Genomic DNA, 21112 nt, shown 5'->3' on the forward strand with positions numbered 1-21112 from the left:
ATTACGCATGTTATCAGAGAAAAAAATACCCAATAGATTAATCAATGAAAAATCTCCATACCTATTACAGCACGCACACAATCCTGTAAATTGGTACCCATGGGGAGAGGAAGCATTTGAGAAAGCAAGGCTGGAAGATAAACCTGTTTTCCTTTCTATTGGGTATAGCTGACAACTTGCTTTTATGAACTTGTCATTGGTGTCATGTAATGGCACATGAATCTTTTGAGGATGAGGAAGTAGCTAATTTATTAAACCAATATTTTATTGCTATTAAGGTAGATAAAGAAGAGCGACCGGATATTGACAGCATTTATATGTCTGCCTGTATTAAGATAAACGGCAGTGGCGGATGGCCTTTAACAATTATGATGTTTCCAGATCAAAAACCTTTCTTTGCAGGAACATATTTCCCTAAAAGGTCAAGATATAATATGCCTGGCCTTATGGAATTATTAAAAACGGTTCATGATAAATGGGTGGATGACAGAGAAAGTTTATTAAGGTCTGGTGAAACTTTAACCAATGCCATTAAAGAAGAATATGCCATGGACTATTCGGAGAAGGTAAATCCGGAAGATTTATTAAGGGATGCTACCCATACATTACTAAACCATGGAGATAAAAAGTATGGTGGCTTTGGCCATGCGCCCAAATTCCCAACACCTCATAATTTAATGTATTTGCTGCGGGCAGCATATTTTGAAAAAAACGAAAAAGCCTTGAAGCTAGTGGAAAAAACTCTTACCGGCATGTACCAAGGTGGGATTTTTGATCATATTGGTTATGGGTTTTCCAGGTATTCCACAGATCATAAATGGCTGGTTCCTCATTTTGAAAAAATGCTATATGACAATGGGTTACTGATAATCGCTTATTTGGAATGTTATCAGTTTACACATAAAAATCAGTATAAAGAAATTGCCGAAATGACTATGGAGTATGTTTTAAGAGAACTTACTTCTTCGGAAGGCGGATTTTATTGTGCCCAGGATGCTGATAGTGAAGGTGTGGAAGGAAAATATTATGTTTTTACTCCTGAAGAAATTATTGAGGTTCTAGGTAAGGAAGATGGTGAATATTTCAATCAATACTATGATATTACAAAACATGGTAATTTTGAAGGCAAAAGTATTCCAAACAGGCTGCATGTGGACTACTCTAATTTTGAGGAAGAGGGAAGTTTGGAATCAGATAAACTTACAGCGATAAGAAAGAAAGTTTATGACTATCGTATAAATCGTACAAAACTTCACAAAGATGATAAGATACTAACCTCCTGGAATGGAATTATGATTACTGCATTTGCAAAGGCTTATATGATTTTACGGGATGAAAAATATTTAAATGCAGCAAAATCAGCAGAACAATTTATTCAGAATAAATTAAGTAAGGATGGAAGATTATTTGTACATTACAGAGAAGGCATATCAACAGGAGTGGGTCATATTGATGATTATGCTTTTTATATCTGGGCATTGCTTAGTTTATACGAGGCCACACTGAATGTGGACTATTTAAAGAAATCCCTTGATTTTACAAAGGTAATGACAGAACAGTTCTTTGACCAGGAACATGGTGGTTTTTATTTGTATTCCCAGGAAGGGGAGCTTTTAATACACAGGCCAAAAGAAGTATATGATGGGGCCATTCCTTCCGGGAACTCAACGGCAGCCTATGTATTATCAAAACTTGCACTCTATACCGGAGATATAGCTATAAGTGAAACAGCTGAAAAACAAATGTATTTCATAATGAAACAAATATCCGATTATCCAAGCAGTCATACTTTTTCAATGATGGCAGTCATGCTTTGGCATTATCCTACAAAGGAATTAATATGTGTGGCAGGTAAGGATTGGCAACTGAAAGAGTTTCAAGAATTAATGGCTGTGAACTTTCTCCCTAATGTAAGTATTATTGGGAAGACATTGGAGAATGAAGGAGAATTAAAAACCATTGCTGAATTTACTTCTGGTTACAGCATGAAAGAAGATGTGCCAACCTATTATCTGTGTGAAAATCATGCCTGTATGGCTCCAACAACAGATATTCATGATTTGGAAAGCTTGTTAAATATATCATTATAAAATAAGAGTGTCAAAACCGGTTATTGTGGCTTTGGCACTCTTATAACTTTTTCTAAGTACATCTTTCTTCTCTGGTCAGGCGGTTATAAAGTTTGGCAAGGCTGAAGTAGGTAGCAGCATTTACCACTCCCGTTACCGGCTCGTTAAAAATAGCTTGATATGCCCTTACTGCAGCTTCAGTGGCGGGACCAAAGATTCCATCTGTTTCAGGAGCAGGGATAGCCACATATACCCGGGATATAATATTTAATTGATTCTGCAGGGCAGTTACATTATTCCCTGTAGATCCAAGACTTAATACCTGCTGTTCCCAAGGAACTTGTATTCCCTCAATATCATTGGTGGAAGTGATAAATACATTATCTCCAAAATAATATCGAATAATAGATAAATAGTCATATCCAGTATCAGCAAACATTTTAGACCCCCAAAGAGAAAGCATACCCGGACAGTCGTTAGTGATACCTGAGCAGATTTGTGTAAGCAGAGGCTGGGAAATTCCAGGGCTGACGATAAAAAAGTTAAATATATTGTCTACGGCAGTATTAATGTTTAAAAAAGTGTTTCTGCCATATACCCATAACTGGTCATATGCAGTTGATGAGGTTATGTTAAAAGAGTACCCCTGATTAATATACCAGTTAGTATAGATTCGGTTCAGGGTAAATGATATTACTGATAAAATTATAGAATATAGGGCTTCCTCCGGCCAGGTGGGATATGAAATACTGGAAACAACATTTTTAATATAGCTCCCATATTCTACATAATAGTTTTTTGCAGACTCATCACCGGGAATGCCATTGTGTACAATAACATGATCTGGAATTGTAACGGTGGATATTTCTCCAGTTTCAAATTCATATTTAATGGTATCCTCCTCAACTTTTGGAGGAAAGGAACCATTTAAGTAATTGGGGCTTATAATTATGATTTTAGGATCATTAGTAGTGTCATCTATTGGTGGAAGGGTAGCTCTTTGTGTGGATACCATATTGGGGAATATCTGTGCACTGTCAATTATTACAGTTCTCAGCCCAGGTGCGGAAATGACTAAAATGTATTCTGAATATGGTAAAGCATCTGTTGGTGCCATACTGTACTCTAAAGGTGGAGCAGGCAGCTCAATGGGGGAAATATTACCGGAGATATTCGTATAAAGCCTGGTCAGTAATGTATTTGGATCACTTTTATTGTAAATCTCTACATTTGCTGTATCAACAGGTCTTGATCCAAGTTCACATATAACATGAATATAAAGTGTACCGTAATAACCGGTTTCTGATTGGGCAAGGCGAGTTGTTTGATTATTATTATCCATTTCATGCTCCCATCTGGTTTTGAATAAAAATATCATGTTAGTTTTATATATGCCAGATTCTTTTAAATGATTACCTGTACTTTATAAATAGGTATGGAAGTAATAGGAGAATGGATAGAAAGTAGCAGACCTTATTCCATAGTTTATTAAATGAACATATTATAAGAAGCAGTATTCACTGTATTATGGAGTTAGAAGAACTTAAGTCATGGACCAGTAAGTTCTTCTAACTCTTTTAAATAGCCCATAGCCTCCTCCTTAGTTGTCCTGCACATATCTTGCGAAGGTTTAAGACTTAAACATACTTTAGGTCTTTTTTTATCTCCGAATAATTTACATTTTAAGTCCGGTGTTAACTGAATGCAGGGAATACCGGCAGGTTTACCTTCAGGCATTCCGGGAATAGGAGAGGAAATGGATGGAGCAATACAACAGGCAGCGCAATTACTTCGGCATTCCATAAGTCGGTCCTTTCTTACATTTTTTATATGTTAATTATACAAGTCCCAAGACACAACTATTAAATCCGGCCATTTGCTTAACCAGATACTTTAGTTTCATAAAATCTTTTTATAATTGACCACTAGGACCAGTACTTTTGTATCTGATCCTTTGTTAATGTATCTGCAAACTGTTCTTTTACTAAGAGAAACATTTTAAAATCCTTTAATATCATATATAGCACAGCACGGTCTTCAAATTCCTCTCTTGTAAGCGGGAGAGAACTTTGTCTATATTTATCTTCAAGATTATCTTCTAATTGTAATAGTCCTTTGGCGTTATTGGATTCTGCCAAAGAATTAGCGATGCTTTCTATAAACTGTGAAATTGGTAAAGCTTGTTTTGGTACAGAGTGGAGAGATATAATTTTTTTATAAATTTCTGTAAGTATCTGTAACTGGTGTTTTCGCATCTCCATATAACGGATAAAATATTCTGACTCCTGGAATAAGGTATTATTCATGTTTGTATATGCATAAGTAAGGCCTAGATTGATATCTTCTTGCAATGGTGTAAAGCAGTGATCTTTATATTCACTTTTGTCTGCTTCTCTAAGAAAATAGGCCATGCGAAATAATATTTTACGTAAATCAGATTCGATTCGTTCCTGAACTTCCCGGATTTGCTTAATATTACTTGGCATATATAAATTAATAAGTGTTCCAATTCCTGCTCCGATGAATAGAAGAAGGGCTTCGTTTGTTATCATGTGGATACTTATACTCTTAGAGAGAATGTAGTGAGTTGCAAGTACAGAATTCATAGCAATTCCATCCTGTAACTTTACCATAGAACAACCTCCTACAAACAAAAATAGAAATATACCAAAAGGAATTGTAGTAAATCCGAAATTTGAAAAAAGAATAAGAGCAAGTATTGTGGCAAATAAAAATGCAATTATACGTTTTAGGGAGATAAAAATAGTTTCTTTCTTTGTATCCTGTATTGTTAAAAGGGTTATTATCCCTGCTGATATACTATAGTCCAGTCCAATAGAACTAGCAAGCAAGATGGCAAGAGTACTACCTACAGCAATCTTACTAACTTTATTAAACTTTTTCATTGCTACTCCTCTTTAAATATCATTTTATTTTAATCATACCATAAATTTCTACTACTGCATAGGATTGATGGCTTTATTCTAGAAAATTAAAGGTTTGAATACCCCAAAAGATGTACTAATAGAACTCATAAGATTTTTAGTTTCCTATTACAACTCAAGGGTATTTAAGGTAAAAAAATAATTAATTCAGATTAGATTGGTAAAACTGGAAAATTACCAGAATGGTATGGACAGATAAATTCTTTGGAACTAACAATATTAAAAAAATTATTAATAAAAATTCCAGAAGATGTATACACTAAATTAGGCAGGGTTATGGTCATGCTACCTTATCTATTAAGATAAAAATTGGAGGATTTTTTATGGCAGTTGAGTTTAGAAACAGTGAAACCAAGGATAATTTAATGCGGGCCTTTGCGGGAGAAAGTCAGGCCAGAAACAGATACACCTTTGGGGCTTCTTTGGCAAAAAAGGAAAATCTTTATGTAATTGAATCAATATTTACATTTACAGCAAATTAAGAAAAAGAACATGGGGAAATATTCTATAATCATTTGCAGGAATTAGTAGGAGAACATATACATGTAGATGGTAATTATCCGGTAGACTTACAAAAAGACATGGTCGGTTTGTTAAGGGCGGCCCAGCACAACGAATATGAAGAATACGAAGATGTATATAGGTATTTTGGTGACAAGGCAAAAGAAGAAGGTTTCTTAAATGTGGCAAATTCCTTTTATATGATTGCTGAAATTGAAAAAACCCATGGTGACCGGTTTAAAAAATTTGCAGACATGCTTGAAAAAAATGAGTTATTCGTATCCAATATGAAAACAGGCTGGATGTGTTTGAACTGTGGGCATGTACACTATGGAAAAACAGTACCGGAGAAATGTCCGGTATGTGACCATAATAGAGGGTATTTTATCCGTCTGGAATTGGCACCGTATCAAAATAAATAAAATTCGTTCAGGTAAAAGACATTTTACAGAATATATCAAGCCTATCTATAAAAAAGAATTGAATATCATAAATGTAATTAAAAAGCTTTTATGGACTGAATCCGTATATAATGGATTTGGTCCATTTTATTATGGGCATGGCAGAATTTATCGGGTGAAAGTCCCGGTGTGGGTTAGTTTCCCAATTACACATTTAATTGGTTTTCATTGCAAAGGCTAAAAAATGCTAGTATTATGAGTTTAATTATTAAATGTAATAATGGAGAAGTGTAAAGATATCGTGGTATCTATTTGAAATGGAGGTAAAAATGTATAAATTAATAATCACAGATGATGATGAACTTATACGCAAAGGATTAGAAAAGGTTATACCATGGGAAGAATTGGGGTTTACTGTTATTGGAGTGTATTGTAATGCATTGGAAGCGCTGGATTCCATGAAGGCTTATCCCGCAGATGTAATTTTAACTGATATCAGAATGCCTGAAATGAGTGGATTGGAATTAATTGAGCAGGCCAGAGAGTATCATTCTGATTTGAAGGCAGTTATTGTAAGTGGATACAGTGAATTCGAATATGCGAGACAAGCTATTGAGCTGAAAGTTGAGAAATATTTATTGAAACCTTTGGGGCAGGAAGAAATAGAAGATACATTTCAAAAAATAAAGGAACAGTTGGATGCGGTCCAGGAGCCGAGCGTGCAGGGAAAACCAGCACCTTTTAATAAAGAATATGAATTAATGCGGATTCTTAATACACGGCTGCAGGCTGATAATACATTTTTTAAGCTTTTGGCACGTGAGAGATATTGTGAGCTAATTGTTATTAAGACTTTTAAAGCTTTGAACTTAACAACGAATATGGATAATTTGAAAGAATGCAATAAGAAGATTAGTATTATTTTGGAGCAATATTTTTATTGCGGCATAAAGTGGATATTTGCCGCATTGGTTCTGCCTAGTCGGTTGAATGGACTTATGCTGCAGCTAAAGAAGGAATTTTCAAATTATCCTGATGTGGTTTACAGAATTGCAATAGGAAAAGAAATTTATTCGGAAACAGAGGTGATTTCTTCATATTGGTCTGCTATTGAATTAATGAAAGAAAGTGAGAAGAGTGTAATCATTCATTATGAGCGAGAAGGTAATGGTTATAAGAAAGATTGGGATAAAGTAGGGGAAATTCGGCGGAATCTTGTAGAAGCATTGGAACATGGACGATCTGAACAGGTGGATAAGATTCTAAATGACTTGTGGACTATCCTGGATTCCTATAAATGTAAAGACGGCTACTATTTTTGTTCAAGTATTATTACTAAGTTAATTAAATACTTTAAAATAGAACGGGATACGGACTTTATTTTCGGAAATTATTCTTTTGAAATAGCAGAGCTGGATGGGGACAGGGAACAATTGAAACGGGACTTTATGCAGGATATGGACAACTTGCAACAGGTTTTAAGAGAGAATTCGGAAAGTATGTATAATATTATTGTTAATAAGGCAATTCAAATAATAGATGAAAAATATGCAGATAGTGATTTAACATTAGCAAGCCTCGCCAATGAGCTGAATGCAAGCTATGGATATCTATCTACAATTTTTACGAAAGCAATCGGTAAGAGCTTTAAGACTTATATGGTTGAAACAAGGATGGAAAAAGCCAGAGCTATGTTAATCACAAGAAAATATAAGGTTTATGAAATAGCAGAACAGGTGGGATATAGTAATCCTAGATATTTTACCGATGCATTTAAAAAATATTTTGGTTGCTCACCGGCAGATTATATTTCTAACTTTCATGGACATTTGGAGGATAATGGGGATGGTAAAGTGGTATGAAAGTAAAACAAATAACCAATAAAATTTCATTAAAATTCTATTTGATATTTATTTTTATTCTATCCATTCTTGTAGCAGTGATAGTGACAGGTATTATCATTGTAGCGGAAATCACGGACAGATCAAAAACACGTATGGAAAGTAGTGATGCATGGTTAGTGTCGCAGCTGTGCGAGACGGCCATTTATCAAAGCAGTCAGGTGGATAACCTGGTTAATAGCCTTGTTTTTGACAATGATATTCAGTCGGCAATGATTGCTTACGAATATGGTGAAACCATTAATATGAGCCAGCTAAAAGTTAAAATTAACACCAGTTTGGTAGATAGGAGCCGGTTTAATAAAGCACTGTACGAATGTACCAATATTGTTATGTTTTCCAGAAATGGAGATGTAATAGGAAGTAAGGAGACCTTTAACCAGCAGGCAAAACTTACTGATTACGAATGGTATGAACAGATTAAGGAATCGCATGGAAGAAGCTTGTGGATGAATTTATGCTATGATAATAACAGTAAATATACTAAGAATACCTTAACTTTGCCCATTATTAAAAAAATTTATTCTACGCAAAGCAGTGCTAATAATTCTATGGATGAAATTATGAGTGTAGGAAAAGAGCTGGGATATGTGATGCTTAATATTAATGTTGATATGTTTTCCAATATTGTTGCAGATAATCTGAATGGGGTAACAAAACAGTTTTTATTAGTAGATGGAAACAATATTATCATCAGCAGTAAAGAAAAAGGAAAAGTAGGCCAGACATTTACTTATAAAAAATTAAGAAACGGATACATAGAGTATGATGGGCACAGCTATCTGATGACGCAAAAGTCTGTTCCGGATAAAAATTGGAATTATATTTGTCTTACCAATCGTGAGGAAGTTACCAGAGAAAGTAATCTTGCGTGGATTGTATGCTGGGTAATTGGATTTATATTGATTTTTCTATTTTCCATCAATGGTTTTTTGATTGCCAAATATATTGGTAAGCCGGTTACTGTACTAAAAGATCATTTTAGACAGGCTGAGAATGAAGAAAATGTAACAATTGCAGATAAAGCATTTCTTGTGGAGTTTGAAAGCCTTTACCAATCCTTTAACCATATGGTAAATAAAATTCATAATTTAGCGAATCAGATTTATGAAGATAAACTGGAACACCAGGAGTTGGTAACAGAAATGAAAGAAAGTCAGATTCAAGCTCTTCAGATGCAGATTAATCCCCACTTTTTATATAACACACTGGATTGCATTAATTGGCAGGCAAGGTTGGACGGAAATAAAAAGGTTTCTGAGATGATACTGTGTATTGGTAAGTTTTTCCGCTCTAATATGAGTATGAGCAGTGAATTCACAACAATTAAAGATGAAATCGAAAATATCCGATTATATATCAAACTGTCACAACTTCGTTTTGGCTCCAGACTGCACTGTTTTATTGACGTAAAGGAAGAACTGTATCCATATCAGGTGATTAAACTCTTGTTGCAGCCTTTTGTTGAAAACTCCATTAAGTATGGCTTAGAAGAAGAAAATACCAGTGAGAATATCTGGATTTGGGTAGGAGAAGAAGAGGAGGAACTGGTTATATCCATCCGGGATGACGGAAACGGAATAGAGCCGGAAAAACTGGACTATATCAGAAACCTTTGGGCTACCATAGAAAGTGGATACCAAAAAACAGATTCAATAGGTATGTATAATGCAATGAGACGGCTTTATTTATGCTATAAAGACCAGTGCAATTGTGAGGTGTTCAGCAAAAAAGGAAAAGGAACAGAAGTTGTGCTGACTTTTCCAAAACGAAAGACCAATGAAATAAAGCAAAAAGACTCTGAAGACAGAGATATGAAAAAAACAGAAATTATATGAAATTATTTTATTTGAATAAGAAAAAATCAGAAGAAATCTGAAATGGAGCTCCTTGTTATTCCATCCCCTGCTGATATAATAAATCATGTAAAGATATAAAGAACGTGGCATAAGCAGTAACAGTAGCTGAGAATGGGAGGAATAAACCCATTTGTGGAATCAAAATTTGCGAGGAGGAACGTTATGAAAAAGAGTGTATTAAGACTTATAGTGGTTGGAGTTTTAGCAGCAGTTATGCTTACCGGATGCGGCGGAAAGAATGGGGATTCAGATGGCGGGAAAAGTACAACAAAGGATGTAAAAGAGGATTCACCGAAAACAGCAGAAGTTGATAAGAAGACAGCAGAAGACACTGGGTCCAAGGATAAGGTTACAATTAATTATTATGATTGGGTTAACTTAGATACATCCATTATTGATGATTTCAATGCAGCCAACCCGGATATTAAGGTTGTATATCATATGATTCCGGATAATGGTTCTGATAAACTAACACAATTAGATGTGCTTGCAATGGGCGGGGGTGAAATTGATGTTATGCCCGGATCTGACGGAGAACAGATGCTTCGTATGAAGAATGGGATATATGCACCTCTTGATGAGTTTATTAAAAAAGACGGAATTGATATGGAAGCTAATTTTGGAGATATTTTAGATTATGCAAGATACGACGGTGTGTATTATGGATATCCCTACCGTTCTACAGTTGAAGGAATCTGGTACAATAAAGATATGTTTGATGAAGCCGGTATTCCTTATCCTGACGGTTTATGGACATGGGATGAATATATTGATATTGCAAGAAAACTCACAAAGGGTGAAGGACAGGACAAGATATACGGAACATATACCCATACATTTAACGGACAGTGGGCCCCTATAGGTAATGAGGTTTCTGACTGGTATACGGAAGATGGAAAATGTAATATCAAAGCGGAGGGCTTTATTAAGGCTCTTGAAACCAGAAAGAAATTAGACGATGAGGGCATTCAACTATCTTTTAATCAGATTATAGCAACAAAAGCAACCCAAAGCGCTTATTTTTTAGGTGGAAAATGTGCTATGGTACAAGCCGGTTCATGGATTGTACAAAATATAAAGGATCAGGAAAATTATCCTCACGATTTCAAAATTGGAGTAGCACCGCTGCCAAGATATGATGAAAACGTTAAAGAAAATAATAATTTCTGTGTGGCAGCATCCATATTAGCTATTCCGGCCAATTCTGAGCATAAAGAAGAAGCATGGAGATTTATTCGCTATATAGTTGAAGAAGGAGCAAAAAGAACTGCAGGAATAGGCAATTATCCTTCTTATAAACCGTCATACAATGATGATTTAATCAATACTTTTATTGAAGGTTCCAATTTGGAGGCAGATGATATAAAAGTTATATTTGGTGACTTGACTACCTGTACACAAAAGCCTATTGGTATTGGTTCTGCTGAATACCAACAGTCCATGCAGGAACAGACCCAGCTTTACTTTAATGGTGAAAAAACAATTGAGGAAATTACGGATACCATTGAAAAAGTGACCAATGAATCAATTAGTAAGGAATTAAATAATAAATAGTTTATAAAATTAGTGTGATATGATAACTGCTTACTGCCACAAAATGGATTGGATTAGTTCTGACACTGTATTTTGTGGCAGTTTTTATGCCCAAAAATAAGAGAAGGTGATTGATTTGAAGGAAAAAACCAACGGGATAAAAATTATTACAGCAAGAAAAAAGCTAACCAAACGGGAGCTAAGAGAAGAAAGGGCAGGATATTTGTTTGTTATTCCTAATTTTATCGGAATATTGATATTTGTTGCACTTCCAATTCTGTTATCCCTGCTTCTGGGTTTTACAAAATGGAACCCTATGCAGGGTTTACAGGGAATAGAGTTTGTAGGCATGGATAACTTTACTGATATGTTCAGTGATGAACGTCTAAAGGCAGCTCTAATAAACAATCTGGTGTATACAGGACTATATGTTCCTATATCTATTTGTATCGCTATGGTAATGGCAGCTTTATTAAATCGTTTTGTGTTTTTTAAAATCCCATTAAGGCTTATGTGCTTTATGCCTTATATTTCAGCTATGGTTTCCGTAGCCTATATCTGGCTTATTTTATTAAATCCGGAAGGGGGACCGATTAATTCCATACTAAGTGCATTGGGTATGAGTAATTTACCGGGCTGGTTTACCAGCAGTGCTTCTGCATTGGGAGGAATCATTATCATGTCTATCTGGCATGATGTTGGTTACTATATGATTATTTTCCTTTCTACCATGCAGGGAATATCAAGTGAAATTTATGAATCTGCAAAAGTTGACGGTGCTGGAGGAATTCAATCTTTTTTCAAGATTACAGTACCAATGATGGGACCTAACATTTTCTTTGTTTCTATTTTAGCAACCATGAATTCCTTTAAGGTTTTTGATCAGATTAACGTATTAACAGAAGGCGGACCGGGTTATTCAACTAATGTATTAGTTTATTGTATTTACCATTATGCATTTAAGGAACATAACATTGGCTATGCTTCTGCAGTTGCCGTATTACTATTTGCAATAATATTTGTCATCTCTATGTTTCAGGTAAAACTGAAAGATAAAGTGACGGTTTAATAAGGAGGAGTATGATGAATTCAAAGTGTAAAACATTTCTTCTTCGACTGGTTATAACTGCATTGGTAGGTATATTTGCGTTACTATGCATATTCCCTTTTATATGGATGGTTTCAGCTTCTTTTAAGAATGAAATCGATGTTATGGAATTCCCAATACGAATAATACCAAAGGTTGTGAACTGGAACAACTATCCTACGGTTTGGTTTAAGAGTGATTTCCCATTGTATTATAAAAATAGTTTAATCGTCACATCTGTTACTTTAATAGGTACCATGATATTATCAACTACCGCCGCCTATGGATTTGCAAGGCTGAAATTTCGTGGGAAAAATATAATATTTGCCGTATATCTGGCAACATTGATGGTTCCTGTACAGGTTGTATTATTACCCAAATATATTTATTTTGGCCAGCTTCACTTAAACAATACATTTTATGCTTTAATATTACCGGGTATTTTTTCGGCATTTAATACATTTTTAATGCGCCAGTATTTTGAGGGAATTCCCTATGAACTAACAGAAGCTGCACAATTAGACGGTGCAAATCATTTTCGTACATTTTTTCAGGTTATTTTACCTTTAACCAAGTCCGGGCTTGTGACTCTCCTTTTATTTTCATTTTCATGGACATGGAATGACTATATCAATCCCCTGATATACTGCAATAAGGAATCCCTTCTTACATTAACTGTGGGACTGCAGCGGTTTCAACAAGCGCAGAGTACACATTATGCATTGATTATGGCAGGATGTACATTAGCCTTAGCACCATTAATTATTTTGTTCTTATTCACCCAGAAATATTTCATTGAAAGTTTCGCATCCAGCGGAGTAAAAGGATAAAGGAGGATGAACTATGAATCAGATTGATAATATTATGAAGAAATTAACATTGGAGGAGAAAGTATCCTTGTGTTCCGGTATAGGACTTTGGCAGACAAAAGATATAGAGGACAAAAGAATTCCTGCAATATGGATGGCAGATGGTTCCAATGGAATCCGTATTATGAAACCTGTTCATAATCAAAGAAAACAAGATACTTCTGAATTTTTGCAGGTAACAGATTTAACCCAGAACTCACCTACTATCACCAAGCAGTATGAAGCAGTATGCTATCCCTCCGGTGCAGCATTGGCATCAACCTGGAATATGGAACTCATAGAATCTATGGGGGCCATGCTGGGAGATGAGTGCAATTTCAGAAAAGTAAATATTTTACTAGCTCCGGGTATTAATATAAAAAGAAGTCCTTTAGGAGGAAGAGGCTATGAATATTATTCAGAAGACCCTTATTTAACCGGTAAAACGGCAGAGGCCTTTATTAAGGGGGTTCAAAGTCAGGGTGTGGGAACCAGTATCAAGCATTTTGCTGCAAATAATGCGGAAACCTTGCGAATTAATATGAGCTCAGATGTTGATGAGCGTGCCCTGAGGGAAATTTATCTTGCGCCATTTGAATTGGCAATTAAAAATGCAAAACCCTGGACGGTTATGTCCAGTTATAATAAGGTAAATGGTGTACAGATGGCAGAGAATAGAAGGCTGCTTACAGATATTTTAAGAGATGAGTGGAACTTTGATGGGGTTGTTGTATCAGACTGGGGCGGTATCAAAGACCGTGTGCAGGCTTTAAAAGCAGGAAATGATTTGGATATGCCTGAAAACAGAAGAAATAACAAATCTATTCAGGAAGCGGTGGAAAACGGAACTTTAGATGAATCTGTACTAGATGTTAGTGTGCGCCGTATCTTAGAAATGATATTTAAAGCAAAAGCACAGGAACGTTTTAAAGACAGTATTGATTGGGAATCTCATCGGGAGATTGCAAAAAAAGTGGCAGAAGATTCAATTATTTTATTAAAAAATGAGAATAACTTGCTTCCAATTACCAAAGAAAAATATAAGAAAGTAGCTGTTATCGGTGCTTTTGCAACAGAACCAAGATATCAAGGGGGAGGCTGTACTTTGGTAAACCCAACCAGAATCAGCAATCCATATGATGAAATCTGCCGGTTAGCAGGTAATGATATTAAGATAACCTATGCAAAAGGTTATGAAATAAATAACAGGATAAATGATCAGTTACTTACAGAGGCGGTAGAAAAAGCCGGGGAGGCAGATGCAGCTGTTATTTTTGCAGGTTTATGGGTTGCTTATGACAGAGAAGGATTTGACAGGAAGACCTTGGATATTGATTCCTCTCATATTCGCCTGATTCAGGAAATCTGTAAGATTCAAAAAAGGGTTATTGTTGTCTTAAATAATGGAGATGCGGTTACTATGGATCCATGGATTAATGGAGCAGGTGCTGTGGTGGAACAGTTTTTAGTAGGTGAAACCGTTGGAGAAGCCGTAGCAGATATATTATTTGGTATAGTAAATCCATCCGGTAAACTGCCTGTATCTTTTCCAAAACGCTTGGAAGATACTTCTGCCTATCCTTTATTCCCAGGTGAATGCAACCATCATATATATGGAGAAAGTATTTTCGTGGGATATCGTTATTATGAAAAGAAAAAGATTGATACGTTATTTCCATTTGGATTTGGTTTAAGTTATACGGAGTTTGCTTATTCAAACTTGAAATTAGATAAAACTGTAATGAATGGCATCCAGAAATTGACAGTTCAGGTAACGGTTGCTAATACAGGTTCCTGCAAAGGGAAGGAAGTTGTTCAATTATATGTGTCTGACAAAGAATCCAGATTGCTGCGTCCGATAAAAGAACTAAAGAAATTTGAGAAAATTGAATTAGAGCAGGGAGAGAGTAAAACCGTTACTTTTGAACTGTCTTACAGAGATTTTGCCTATTATGATCCAGAGGCTGAGGACTGGGTTGTGGAGGATGGTATTTTTGATATTCATATTGGAAAGTCCTGTGAAGATATTGTGTTAACTGCAAGTGTGGAAATGAAAGATGCCAAAAAGAAGTTCAGGTATCTGTATCTGGATTCCCAGCATGCCAGAGTATTTGAAAATACCGTATCAAAAAAAATGTATCTTGATTTCCTTGTTGAAAAAGGAGTTCTTACTAAGGATAATGTGGACGCTATGGTACCATTATTAAAGGGTAATTATATGGGAATCTATAATGTAATTACATCTTTATTAGGTGGTGATATTACAAAAGAAGAGATGCAGGAAAAACTTGATGAAATTAATCAGGTATGTACAGCTAAGTCCAAAGCAGAGTCTTGTTTTTAGTAAAGGTTTATCCCACTGGCACTGAACGATATCTAAGTAAATAAGTTTTAAGGGCTGAATTTGATATTGCATTGGATTCAGCCTTTTTATATAAATGTCTATGTTTTGTGGGTGATTACTAGTTTTTTATAATAAAATATATGTTTATGGGATATGGGCAACATTGACAATGGCTGTACAAATGCTATAATTTTTATAAGCAATATTCTTTCTATAAAAGGGCACATGACAACCATTACTTTATACCTGCTATAAAGTTTTCAAAAAAGGATGTGTAATAATGGAGCGTTTATCAATAGGAAAAATGGCGAAACTCAATCATGTTTCTGAACAAACCCTGCGTTTATATGACCGGCTTGGTTTATTAAAGCCTGAGATGGTGGATGAAAGCAATGGCTATCGTTATTATGATGTAAAGCAAAGTGCTCAGTTGGATATGATTCAATATATGAAAGAATTAGGTATGCCGTTAAAAGAGATTAAGCTGCATTTAAAGCAGAATAACATTGCATTCTTTAAAGAGATATTGGAGAAACAAAAAGATAAAATCAATGATGAAATAAGAGAATTGCAATATAAGAGAAAGGCCATTAACAGAACCATAGACTCCTATGACAGATATCTAAATTCACCTCCTCCCGGTACTATTACCATAGAGTACATAAGTAAGAGGCAATTATATGTAAGGGAAATAGGAGTAAACTTTTATGATTATGGAATAGAAACTTATGAAAAGCTATTGAGAAAGTTCAAAGAACAGATGCTAAAAGATGCCCTTCCTCAAGTTTGTTTTTATAATGCTGGAACTATAATGAAAAAGAATAAACTTTTAAATCGGGTATTTGAATCAACAGAAATATTCGTACAGCTGGATGAAGATTTTGTAACGGAAGATCTAATTACTACCATACCCAGTAATATGTACGTCTGTATATTTTGTAACAAATTTGAAGCTGAAATTCCTTATGCAATGCGGCTTTTAGAGGAGATAGATAAAAAAGGATATGAAATTGTGGGAGATTATATATGTGAAGTAATTGCCGAATTGCCTGCCTTAAAATGTAATGAGAGGGAAATGTTCTTAAAATTACAGATTCCAATTCGTATAAAATAAATTGTTAAAAAAATATCAATATTCTATTGACTTTATACCTCCTATAAAGTTTATGATAATAATGTAACCAAATATATCTGCAATATCAGATATATTAAGTTTCCGAAAAATATTCACATTGAATTAAAGGAGGTATTATTATGTTTCATGAGAAAATCAGAGTTGTGCAGTACGGTTGCGGTAAAATGGCTAAATATGCCCTTCGATATCTGTATGAGAATGGTGCGGAAATTGTTGGCGCAATTGATGTAAATCCAGAGGTTGTTGGAATGGACGTGGGGGACTTTGCAGGTCTTGGAATAAAGCTTGGAGTACCTATTCGTAGTGATGCAGATGCCGTCCTTGATGAATGTGATGCGGATATTGCTATTGTCACTTTATTTAGTTTTATAAAGGACATATATCCCTATGTGGAAAAGGTAGTTAGCCGTGGAATTAACGTAATTACTACCTGTGAAGAAGCAATTTATCCATGGACTACGGCTGCAGCTTTGACTAACAAGTTGGATAAACTGGCCAAAGAAAATAACTGTACCATTGCAGGATCCGGAATGCAGGATATATATTGGGTAAATATGATAGCTTGTGTGGCAGGTGGTATTCATAAGATAGAAAAGATAGAAGGAGCTGTCAGTTATAATGTAGAAGATTATGGGCTGGCTTTAGCTAAGGCTCATGGCGCAGGTTTAACACCGGAACAGTTTGAAAAAGAAATTGCACATCCGGAAGTACTGGAGCCTGCGTATGTATGGAATTCCAATGAAGCTATCTGCTCAAAAATGGGATGGACCATCAAATCCCAGTCTCAAAAATGTGTTCCTTATTTTTATGATAAAGATTTATATTCTTCCACCCTTGGTGAAACTATTCCGAAAGGTAACTGTATTGGTATGAGTGCGGTTGTAACTACAGAAACCTTCCAGGGACCAATTATTGAAACTCAGTGTATTGGTAAAGTATACGGACCTGATGATGGAGATATGTGTGACTGGAAGATTATCGGAGAACCGGATACAGAATTTCATGTTAACAAACCGGCCACGGTGGAACATACTTGTGCAACCGTTGTGAACCGTATTCCAACTATCTTAAATGCACCGGCCGGTTATTATACAATTGAAAAAATGGATAATGTAGAATATCTTTCCTATCCTATGCAATACTATGTAAAGTAGAAGTAATAAAAGAATTATTTAACATAAGTTATACAGTTAACTCTAAATGTTGCATATAGGTTCTTATTTGACTAAAAAATAAAAGTATCGTAAACTTTAAATAACGTTTACGATACTTTTTATTTTAATTACTATTTAAAAAGAAAAAGAAGTTGAAAGAAAGTAAGAATATAGAGAGGATGCCACAAAATGATTCTTTCAACTTGATATTTGTGGCAATATCAAATCTGTAGGCAGAGTATACATCGATAAACAGATTTGATATGCAATGGGTGTATATATGAAAGTCACCAGAGATTTCTACCAAAGAAGCGCTGTAGAGGTGGCAAAAGATTTATTGGGCCTTGTACTTGTTCATGAAACCAAAGAAGGAATTACAAAAGGAATCATTGTGGAAACAGAAGCTTATATGGGGCCAAAAGATGCTGCTGCCCATTCCTATAAAAATATAAGATCCCAAAGAACAGAGATTCAATACGGAGAAGGCGGGTATGCTTATATATATTTAATCTATGGAATGTATTACTGTATGAATATAGTTACCAATAAAGAAGAGATTCCCGAGGTTGTATTACTTCGGGCTTTGGAACCTGTGGAAGGAATCGATTTAATGAAACAACGCCGTAAAACAGATAAGCTTAAGAATCTTTGCAGCGGGCCAGGGAAATTATGTGCTGCAATGGGTATAGATAAGAATAATTATGGTATGGATCTTTGTGGAAATAAGTTATACCTGGAATATCAGGATAGCATTTCCTACAAAGAATCTATCAATATCGTCTCTTCCAAACGAATTAATATTGATTATGCAGGAGAGGCCAAGGATTATCTTTGGAGATATACTATCGAAAACAATGAATATGTATCTGTAAAGGATAAAAAAGTACTAAAGAAATGAAAACTTTGAAAAAAAATTAACAAAACTATGGACTAATCAGATTATTTGTGAGAAAATAGGTGCGAATGCGTAATATGCATTATTATGTATATTGAAAGGAGTCTCAATATGATTTATTCACATGAAGTAGAAATGATGTGTCCAGTTGCACAAGGTGTTAACCATGGAGCAGCCCCTATTCCAGAAGAGGCAAAATGGGTAAAAGCTAAGGATGTAACTGATATTTCCGGCTTAACACATGGTGTTGGCTGGTGTGCACCACAACAAGGTGCCTGTAAATTAACACTTAACGTAAAGGATGGTATTATCCAGGAAGCATTGGTAGAAACAATCGGATGTTCCGGTATGACTCACTCTGCAGCTATGGCAGCAGAAATTCTTCCGGGAAGAACTATCCTGGAAGCTTTAAATACAGACTTAGTATGTGATGCAATCAACACCGCTATGAGAGAACTTTTCTTACAAATCGTTTATGGAAGAACACAAAGTGCTTTCTCAGAAGATGGTCTGCCTGTAGGTGCAGGACTTGAAGATTTAGGAAAAGGACTAAGAAGCCAGGTTGGTACTATGTATGGTACATTAAAGAAAGGACCTCGTTATCTTGAAATGGCTGAAGGCTATGTAACAGGAATTGCTCTTGACGAAGAAGATCAAATTATCGGTTATCAATTTGTAAGCTTGGGTAAAATGACTGACTTTATTAAGAAGGGCGATGACCCTACAACAGCTTGGGAAAAGGCCAAGGGACAATATGGTCGTGTTGCTGATGCAGTGAAGATTATTGACCCTAGAAAAGAATAATAGAGGAGGATACATAAAATGGCTTTATTTGAATCATATGAAAGAAGAATAGATAAAATTAATGCAGTATTAAACAGCTATGGTATATCTTCTATCGAAGAAGCTGAGAAGATTACAAAAGCAGCCGGACTTGATGTATATAACCAAGTAAAAGGTATTCAACCTATTTGTTTTGAAAATGCTTGCTGGTCTTATATTGTAGGTGCTGCAATTGCTATTAAGAAAAATTGCAGAAAAGCTTCTGAAGCTGCTGCAGCAATTGGTGAAGGACTTCAGGCATTTTGTATTCCAGGTTCTGTTGCTGACCAGAGAAAAGTTGGTTTAGGACATGGTAACTTAGGGAAGATGTTACTGGAAGAAGAAACGGAATGTTTCTGTTTCTTAGCAGGACATGAATCCTTTGCGGCTGCGGAAGGTGCAATCGGTATTGCATTATCTGCTAATAAAGTTAGAAATAAACCTTTAAGAGTTATCTTAAATGGTTTAGGAAAAGATGCGGCACAAATCATTTCCAGAATTAATGGATTTACATTTGTTGAGACAGAAATGAATTACTATACAGGTGAAGTAAAAGAAATATTCAGAAAATCCTACTCAAAAGGTGACAGAGCAAAAGTTAACTGCTATGGTGCTAATGACGTAACAGAAGGTGTTGCAATCATGCATAAAGAAGGTGTTGACGTATCTATTACCGGTAACTCAACTAACCCTACAAGATTCCAGCATCCAGTGGCAGGTACATACAAGAAAGAATGTATGGAACAAGGAAAGAAATATTTCTCCGTAGCTTCCGGCGGCGGTACAGGAAGAACTCTTCATCCGGACAACATGGCAGCAGGTCCTGCTTCTTATGGTATGACAGATACTATGGGAAGAATGCACTCTGATGCACAATTTGCTGGATCTTCTTCCGTTCCTGCTCACGTTGAAATGATGGGACTTATTGGAATGGGTAACAATCCAATGGTTGGTGCTACAGTTGCAGTTGCAGTTGCTTTACAGCAAGCTGCTGATGCAGGTAAATTCTAATAACTAGCATAAACACTGATTGTTAGATAGCGGCACATTACATAAAACAATGTGTAAGGAACGCGTAAGGAACAGTCGTAAGGAACAAAACATTTTATAAAAATTGCAGGCATATCGATAAAATACGATATGCCTGCTTATTTTATTTTAATAATATATTCCTTAAGAAAATTTGCCTTTTGTTATAAAAGCATACAAACAATGGGGGTATATCTTTAATCCGCATTGTGCCATTACCTTTACAAATCTACCGCGATATTTATCATATGTCATCTTAGTGCCTTTTGCCCTTCATTTACCTGTGCCAGATTCTGTTTTATTCCACCCAACATGGTGTCGTTAATTAAGTTAATATTTTCTTTCTAGTGTACTAATTATTATATAAATATAAAAAAGGAGAAGCCAGCAGGTAATCCCTACTGGCCACTTATGAAAAAGGAAGGTTACTATGTAAAACTCTATAACTATATTGTATCGTTCATATATGTACTATATTTGAATGGTTATTAAAAAGTTTATGAACAGTTAGGGGTGATAAGATGACAAAAGATATTTTAGTGCAGTATTGTGATTTCATAAAAAAGAGATGAATTAAAAATATAAGTCT

Annotated in this window: 16 protein-coding genes and 1 pseudogene; 14 read left to right on the forward strand and 3 right to left on the reverse strand. The window is 35.3% G+C overall.

What is annotated here, in order from left to right; all coding sequences use genetic code 11:
* The first annotated feature begins 7 nt into the window (after nucleotides 1-7).
* Both BM183_RS21385 and BM183_RS12030 read left to right on the forward strand, forming a co-directional pair.
* Nucleotides 8-172, forward strand: coding sequence for a DUF255 domain-containing protein (locus tag BM183_RS21385; protein ID WP_091687123.1), 165 nt, complete (start codon nucleotides 8-10; stop codon nucleotides 170-172).
* A gap of 37 nt (nucleotides 173-209) precedes the next feature.
* Complete coding sequence (locus BM183_RS12030; protein ID WP_091687124.1) at nucleotides 210-2090, forward strand: thioredoxin domain-containing protein; 1881 nt, start codon at nucleotides 210-212, stop codon at nucleotides 2088-2090.
* 52 nt (nucleotides 2091-2142) lie between these two features.
* Here BM183_RS12030 and BM183_RS12035 read toward each other — a convergent pair whose 3' ends face one another.
* The 3 genes from BM183_RS12035 to BM183_RS12045 all read right to left on the reverse strand — a co-directional run bounded on the left by BM183_RS12035 (nucleotide 2143) and on the right by BM183_RS12045 (nucleotide 4975).
* Entirely contained in the window at nucleotides 2143-3411 is a 1269-nt protein-coding gene (locus BM183_RS12035) for a peptidoglycan-binding domain-containing protein (RefSeq protein ID WP_170847986.1), read from the reverse strand.
* A gap of 206 nt (nucleotides 3412-3617) precedes the next feature.
* Entirely contained in the window at nucleotides 3618-3872 is a 255-nt protein-coding gene (locus BM183_RS12040) for a YkgJ family cysteine cluster protein (protein WP_091687126.1), read from the reverse strand.
* A gap of 122 nt (nucleotides 3873-3994) precedes the next feature.
* Nucleotides 3995-4975: an aromatic acid exporter family protein gene (locus tag BM183_RS12045; protein ID WP_091687127.1), complete on the reverse strand. Its 981-nt coding sequence runs from the start codon at nucleotides 4973-4975 to the stop codon at nucleotides 3995-3997.
* Between the two features lie 362 nt (nucleotides 4976-5337).
* Here BM183_RS12045 and rbr point away from each other — a divergent pair.
* The 12 genes and pseudogenes from rbr (at nucleotide 5338) to BM183_RS12105 (ending at nucleotide 20505) form a co-directional block, all read left to right on the forward strand.
* Nucleotides 5338-5937: pseudogene (rbr, locus tag BM183_RS21505) on the forward strand (rubrerythrin).
* A gap of 308 nt (nucleotides 5938-6245) precedes the next feature.
* Complete coding sequence (locus tag BM183_RS12055) at nucleotides 6246-7778, forward strand: response regulator transcription factor (protein WP_170847987.1); 1533 nt, start codon at nucleotides 6246-6248, stop codon at nucleotides 7776-7778.
* Nucleotides 7775-9655, forward strand: a complete 1881-nt coding sequence (locus BM183_RS12060) for a sensor histidine kinase (RefSeq protein ID WP_091687129.1) — start codon at nucleotides 7775-7777, stop codon at nucleotides 9653-9655. Before BM183_RS12055 ends, BM183_RS12060 begins: the two co-directional genes overlap by 4 nt.
* A gap of 183 nt (nucleotides 9656-9838) precedes the next feature.
* A complete protein-coding gene (locus BM183_RS12065) occupies nucleotides 9839-11230 on the forward strand; it encodes an ABC transporter substrate-binding protein (protein ID WP_170847988.1) in 1392 nt (463 codons plus the stop codon).
* 115 nt (nucleotides 11231-11345) lie between these two features.
* Nucleotides 11346-12278, forward strand: coding sequence for a carbohydrate ABC transporter permease (locus BM183_RS12070; RefSeq protein WP_242960980.1), 933 nt, complete (start codon nucleotides 11346-11348; stop codon nucleotides 12276-12278).
* A gap of 11 nt (nucleotides 12279-12289) precedes the next feature.
* Nucleotides 12290-13126 carry a carbohydrate ABC transporter permease gene (locus tag BM183_RS12075; protein ID WP_242960981.1) on the forward strand — a complete coding sequence of 279 codons (837 nt, stop codon included), beginning with the start codon at nucleotides 12290-12292 and terminating at the stop codon, nucleotides 13124-13126.
* A 13-nt stretch (nucleotides 13127-13139) separates the two neighbouring features.
* Nucleotides 13140-15488, forward strand: a complete 2349-nt coding sequence (locus BM183_RS12080) for a glycoside hydrolase family 3 C-terminal domain-containing protein (RefSeq protein WP_091687132.1) — start codon at nucleotides 13140-13142, stop codon at nucleotides 15486-15488.
* A gap of 280 nt (nucleotides 15489-15768) precedes the next feature.
* Nucleotides 15769-16602, forward strand: coding sequence for a MerR family transcriptional regulator (locus tag BM183_RS12085; RefSeq protein WP_091687133.1), 834 nt, complete (start codon nucleotides 15769-15771; stop codon nucleotides 16600-16602).
* A 137-nt stretch (nucleotides 16603-16739) separates the two neighbouring features.
* Nucleotides 16740-17777, forward strand: coding sequence for an NAD(P)H-dependent amine dehydrogenase family protein (locus BM183_RS12090; protein ID WP_091687134.1), 1038 nt, complete (start codon nucleotides 16740-16742; stop codon nucleotides 17775-17777).
* A 280-nt stretch (nucleotides 17778-18057) separates the two neighbouring features.
* Nucleotides 18058-18675, forward strand: coding sequence for a DNA-3-methyladenine glycosylase (locus BM183_RS12095; RefSeq protein ID WP_091687135.1), 618 nt, complete (start codon nucleotides 18058-18060; stop codon nucleotides 18673-18675).
* Between the two features lie 108 nt (nucleotides 18676-18783).
* The gene (locus tag BM183_RS12100) at nucleotides 18784-19476 is read left to right on the forward strand and encodes an iron-sulfur cluster assembly scaffold protein (RefSeq protein WP_091687136.1); all 693 of its coding nucleotides are present in this window, start codon (nucleotides 18784-18786) and stop codon (nucleotides 19474-19476) included.
* An 18-nt stretch (nucleotides 19477-19494) separates the two neighbouring features.
* Entirely contained in the window at nucleotides 19495-20505 is a 1011-nt protein-coding gene (locus tag BM183_RS12105; RefSeq protein ID WP_091687137.1) for a GGGtGRT protein, read from the forward strand.
* The last annotated feature ends 607 nt before the right edge of the window (nucleotides 20506-21112 follow it).

The organism is Anaerocolumna aminovalerica (assembly GCF_900115365.1).
Taxonomy (GTDB): Bacteria; Bacillota; Clostridia; order Lachnospirales; family Lachnospiraceae; genus Anaerocolumna; species Anaerocolumna aminovalerica.